Source organism: uncultured Microscilla sp. (assembly GCF_947493425.1).
Taxonomy (GTDB): domain Bacteria; phylum Bacteroidota; class Bacteroidia; order Cytophagales; family Microscillaceae; genus Microscilla.
This window is the reverse complement of the sequence record NZ_CANLRP010000321.1, coordinates 1-4,020: the sequence shown is the minus strand read 5'-3', so window position 1 is coordinate 4,020 and position 4,020 is coordinate 1. Positions and strand designations below refer to the sequence as shown.

2 protein-coding genes are annotated in these 4,020 nt (G+C 40.9%); one reads left to right on the top strand and one right to left on the bottom strand.

The genetic code is table 11. The features are described 5' to 3' along the window. Window positions 1-164 precede the first annotated feature (164 nt). Window positions 165-932 (bottom strand): RNA methyltransferase, encoded by a 768-nt coding sequence (locus Q0954_RS33115; protein ID WP_299466078.1) that lies wholly within the window; start codon window positions 930-932, stop codon window positions 165-167. A gap of 215 nt (window positions 933-1,147) precedes the next feature. Between Q0954_RS33115 and Q0954_RS33110 the strand changes: the two genes are divergently transcribed. Next, window positions 1,148-3,679 carry a BamA/TamA family outer membrane protein gene (locus tag Q0954_RS33110; RefSeq protein WP_299466075.1) on the top strand — a complete coding sequence of 844 codons (2,532 nt, stop codon included), beginning with the start codon at window positions 1,148-1,150 and terminating at the stop codon, window positions 3,677-3,679. Window positions 3,680-4,020 lie beyond the last annotated feature (341 nt).

Sequence of the window (4,020 nt, the reverse complement as noted above, 5' to 3'; positions counted from 1 at the left end):
TTAGATACCGATGTATATCGGTGCTCACCGAAGGTAATCAGTAGTCAACTTTGGCTAAAATCACTGCGGAGTATTGTGATAATACAACTGATTTTATTTGAACCTGTCAGGGGGAAGTCCCTGACAGGTTTTTTTATGTAGTCAAGGGCGGAAATAACGTTTATTTATGTGGTATCTTTCTTTACATGGTCGCAAATAACGGCAGTAGCCATTGCCACATTGAGCGATTCTGCCTGCCCAAAACGAGGAATAGTAATTTTTTGGTGAATGTGGGCTGCCATAGATGCCCTGATGCCTTTCGACTCGTTGCCCAATACGATATAGCCTGCCTCTTTTGGGAAAGACCATTCGTGCAAGTTTGCTCCATCTAAAAAAGCACCGTACACCTTAGGTGTTGTTAATGCCTGGAAGTAAGCCTCTAAATCGGTGTAGTGAGTATTTACCCTGAGAAAAGACCCCATACAAGAGGCGATTACTTTGGGGTTGTAAACATCCACTGTGTCGGGCGAGCAAAGGATAGACCCTATACCGTACCAATCGGCAATGCGTACAATGGTACCCAAGTTGCCAGGATCTTGAATACCATCCAGCACCAAAGCATATTCATTCTGCGCCAGTGGTGCTATTGGGGTAGGCTCTGGCAACTGTACTATGGCCAGACAACTGTTGTTGGTTTGAAAATGACTACCTTTTTTGAGTTCATTAGCAGTAGCTACCAATACCTTGGTGGCTGAGGCCTCTATGATAGGAGCATAGTTTTGAGCAAAATCAGTAGTACAATACAATTCAACTACCCGGTAGGAAGATTGAAGAGTTTCTACTACACTTTTTTCTCCTTCTACTAAAAAAGCCTGGTGTTGTTTACGGTATTTTTTTACCTGTAGTGAGTGGAGCAATTTATATTGCCTTTTAGAAATGTTTGTGTCGGGCACTTCGTCTAGGGGGTTTAGTCATCAACAAAGCATCAAAGATAAAAGGTGCAGGCTAAAAAATAAGTGTTGGGTTTTATAAATATTTTTTGACTTCAATGCATTCTTCTTTTTGTAACAAGGAACAGGTGTAAATTGATATTTTAAAATTTTGTAAATCAAAAAAATACGCAGAACTTAGTATTGAATCAACATAGTGCATGATAACAGAGAAGTATATGCTAAAAACTGTTCATTATTTGGGAGGCTGGTTGCTGGTTTTGGGGGTATTGTCGGGGTGTATGAGCACCAAAAACTGGAAAAAGGGGCAGTATTTTTTGCGAAGCCAGGAAATAAAAGGCAATAAAAAACTGTCTTCGGGTGATCTGGAAGCCCTATTTCGTCAAAAAACCAACTCTCGATTTTTATTTGGGTACCCCTCGGTGGCCGCTTATAATTATGGCTTGAAGCGGTTTGATCGTGAAAAAGTCAGGGCTAAAATAGAAAAAACCAAGGCCAAGTATGACACGCTGATAGAGCAACAAGAAGCGCGTATAGGCAAAGCTCCAGAAGGTGCCAAAAGAGAAAAAATAAGAGAAAAGGTGTATGACAAAGTACATAAACTAAAAGAAAAAAAGGAAGAAAAGGTAAAAGACCTACAAAAAAAAATGAGGGAAGGCAACTGGTGGATGCGTTCGGTAGGAGAGAAACCAGTCTTTTATGATTCGCTCAAGGCAAAAGAGTCTGCAAAAGAGATGGAGGCATATTATCGGTCTAAGGGTTTTTTTCAGGCAACAGTAGATGTTGAAACCAAACGCAATAAAAAAAGGAAAAAAGTAAAGGTTTATTATAAAGTAGAAGAAGGCAAACCCCTGATTTTGGGCAAAATAGAATACGTGACCGAAAACAAAGTAATTGATTCGTTGCTTACTACCCCTGAGTTGCGAAGAAAAAGCCCTTTAAAGCAAGGCAAACGCTATGACGAGGAAGATTTCAACACTGAACGTACCAGGATAGTTAACTTGCTGAAAAATAATGGGTTTTACACTTTTCATAAGCAATATTTACTTTTTAAAGTAGATACCACTGCTTTGAAAGACACTACCAAGCAAAACCGCAAACTAGCCCATTGCCGTATTGTGGTCAATCGTCCGGCGGGGGAAGAAAAATACCACCGTCAATACAAAATTGACAAAGTCATATTTGAAATACAGCCCAACACCGAAGTAACAAACAGTGCCAAGCCCGATTACAACGAAAAAGTGTCCTCTAAAGGAGTCATATATAAATTTGCCAAACGCCGTATTCCCTATTCATCGCATATTCTGGATTATAGGGTGCAAGTTGAGCCTGGCGCCTTTTACCAGTACGACCAAGTGTTGCGTACCAAAAGTTTGTTAGGTGCACTAGACATGTTTAAATTTGTAAACACCACCTTTGAAATACCCAAAGATAGTAATGACCAAAAGGTGGGAAGGCTCGTTGCCCGCATAAAAACCAGCCCGGTAGAAAAGTATCAGTTTACCAGTGAAGCTGGTGTAACCGTAGGACAAGGTTTGCCAGGGCCTTTTGTTAACTTATCGCTCAAAAACCGCAACTTGTTTGGGGGAGCCGAGGTATTCGAAACCAACTTTCAGTATACCTTGGATGGACAGGCGAGTTTTTCTGACGAAAACCAAAACTATAGCAGTCAGGAGCTAAGCTTAAACACCGCCTTAAACTTTCCAGTGATTTTATTCCCTACCCGTTTGAGGTTTCTGTTCAACGATTATGGCCCAAAAACCCGGATCAATGTTGGGTACAACTTTGTGCAACGCCCAGAGTATAACCGAACCAATTTGCGGAGCTCAATGACATACCTGTGGTTTAGCCGCTACTCTAGTTACAACTTTACCCTGTCAGAAATAAGTTTTGTAAATGTACCTCGTATTTCGTCGACTTTCAGAGAGCAATTGTTAGAGTTAGAAAGGGCAGGAAACCCTTTAATCAAGAGTTTTGAGAGAGCCCTTGTAGGGAGTTATTACTTTACCTACACTTTTAACAATACCAATATTGGTGAGTTAAGAAATGCCCACTACATTAAGTTGTTGGCAGAGTCGGGCGGCACTACTTTTAACCTGATTGACCGACAGTTTTTAGGAGGAGACACCCTCATTGCCGGATTGAAATATTTTCAGTTTTATAGGTTCAACTCCAGCTTTCATTATTATTTGCCCCTAAACAAAAAACAAAAACTGGCATTTAGAATACATGCAGGTATTGCCCGCCCTTATGGAGTGTCAGAAACATTGCCTTATGAGAAGTTTTATTTTGCCGGAGGGAGCAATAGTGTGCGTGCCTGGGCTCCACGGCGTTTGGGACCTGGGTCGCACCCGCCTGAACTCAGAGAGGGCACCCAAGAGTTTGACTATTCGTTTGAACAACCTGGTGAAATCATTTTTGAAGCCAATATGGAGTACCGTTTTCCTATTTACGGTTTTTTTGAGGGAGCCTTGTTTGTAGACGCAGGCAATGTATGGATGATAGAAGCTGACAATCGGCCTGGTTCGGAGTTTAAATTTCCCTCGTTTTTCCAAGAAATAGCGGTAGGAGTGGGTTTTGGCTTACGCCTCAATTTTTCGTTTTTGCTCATTCGTCTCGATGCAGGGGTCAAAGCATACGACCCGGCAAGGGCAGCAGGTAGCCGTTATATTTTGGGTAACTTTAACCTGGGCAACCCAGGGCACAATGGACAAACCTTGCTCAACTTAGGCATAGGGTATCCTTTTTAGAAACCAAAGGTTTGTTACAAGCATCGTACGCTGTGCAGGACAAGTGTACTATCTAAATGGCTGATAATATTATGTGCCCCAATGTCATTGTAAACCTTACTCACCATTCATTCGCCACAGTTTCTCTTATACCAGAAACCGTGGCGATTTTTGATTAATTAAACAACTAAACCCTCCAAAGCTGTTTTGTAAGACTTACTTTTAACCACACTTTTTATAAGTTGCTAAAAATCAGCGTGATATAAAAGTGTAGTTACCTGTGAACATCCTACTGTACATGGTATAACCTAATAGTTAAATTATAACAAAAAAATAGAGTGAAAAAGATGTTATATAGTAAA